The organism is Paenibacillus jamilae, from assembly GCF_050482105.1.
In the GTDB taxonomy this organism is placed as follows: domain Bacteria; phylum Bacillota; class Bacilli; order Paenibacillales; family Paenibacillaceae; genus Paenibacillus; species Paenibacillus jamilae_B.
Map to the genome: position 1 here is coordinate 1 of NZ_JBCNHI010000037.1, position 1,694 is coordinate 1,694.

A 1,694-nucleotide genomic window follows, 5' to 3' on the forward strand; every position below is an offset into this window, starting at 1 on the left:
ACATACGCCAGATCGTGCGGATCGTTGATGTGATCGACGTCTGTCGTATCTCCGGTGTACAGTGACTCATCGTCCAGCGCCAGTACAGTACGCAGACGCAGCACTGCTACCGGTTCGGATGCTGCTTCGCTATCAGACTTCGAATCTGATTTCAAGCTCACACCTTCATGGAGGCGGTCGCTTTCCAGCGTTTCAGCACCAGCCGCTGTTTCCAGTTCGCCCTCGGTCGGCCCTTCGCCCAGAGCCCCTTGGTTTTCCTCCAGCCAACCCTCTGCACGCTCTTGCAAACTGGTTTGCGTCAGCAGTACCGTTGCGCCGCTGTCCTCCAGCATGAAACGAATCCGTTCGGATGGATAATCTGCATCCAGTGGCACATAGGCGCCTCCGGCCTTCCACACTGCCAATACACCGACCAGCATGTCTACCGAGCGTTCACTCAAAATGCCTACAATGGACTCGCGTCCAATACCCTCATCCCGCAATCTACGAGCAAGCTGGTTTCCACGCTCGTTCAGCTCACGGTACGTAAGCTGCTGCTCCTCGTATACAACTGCCACGTGATCCGGCACAAGCTGCGCTTGTTCTTCCACATAGGCGTGGAACAACAATTCAGATTCCTTCTCATCACTCCATGCGGACACGCCTACAGCTCCAAAGCCATCAATGATTTTCGCTTTTTCCGCAGCAGTCACCAATTCAAGCTCATCTACCAGTGCATCTGGTCTGTGAATCGCTTCTTCAATCACATGCAGCAAATGCTCGCGGATTTGCTCCACAGCTGTACGTTCCAACACCTTGGCGTTGTACTCCAAATGCACATGGATTTCGTCGCCCGGCACAACAGTAATGTTGAAATCATAGTTTGTTTGCTCCGACACGGAAGCATTGGCAATCGTAAAGCCATTCGCGCCACGGCTGCCCATCTGCTCCATGCGCTGCTCCACGGGGTAGTTTTCAAACACCATAATATGGTTCACCAGGTCCTGCTTCTGCTCGGTCAGGGCCTGAATGTCATACAGCGGATACGTTTCATAGGCACGAGAAGCCAGTGCCTGCTCTTGTACCTGCTTCATTAATGAAGCAAACGTCATCTCTTTCTCACTATGAATCCGTACAGGTACGGTATTAATGAACAAACCAATCATTTTATCGATGCCCGGAATATCCGCCGATCTGCCGGATACAACACTGCCAAATACCACATCTTGGCTGTTGTTATACCGCTGTAACACAACGCCCCACGCTGCTTGCAGGAATGTATTGACCGTTACTTGCTTCTGCTTAACCAGCTTGTTCATCCGTTCCGTCACTTCATGGCCTAGTGTAAACGAAAGCTTGTCCGCTTCATATGCTTTTGCATGACCGTCCAGCTGTTTGACCTGCGGCAATACCGTCTGCTGCTCAAAACCCGCAAAATAATCACGCCAGAACCGTTCTGCCTCTGCGTTGTCCTGCCGATCCAGCCATTCAATATATTCACTGTATGGCGTTACTGGGGCAAGCTCTGGCTTGCGGTCTTCAAGGATGGCAAAGTACGTATTAAACGCTTCCCCGACAACCAGGAACAAGCACCAGCCGTCCATCAAAATATGATGGAAGCTCCACACAAAACGGTACGACTCCTCGCCTGTACGTAAAATAGACACCCGCATCAGCTCGCCAGAGCTGAAATTGAAGCCTTCGGCTTTGTCACG

Annotated in this window: 1 protein-coding gene; it reads right to left on the reverse strand. The window is 51.7% G+C overall.

All coding sequences use genetic code 11. The annotated features are described in order from the left end of the window. On the reverse strand, positions 1 to 1,694 hold a 1,694-nt coding region (locus ABEW32_RS25315; protein WP_430192925.1), incomplete at both ends, for a condensation domain-containing protein.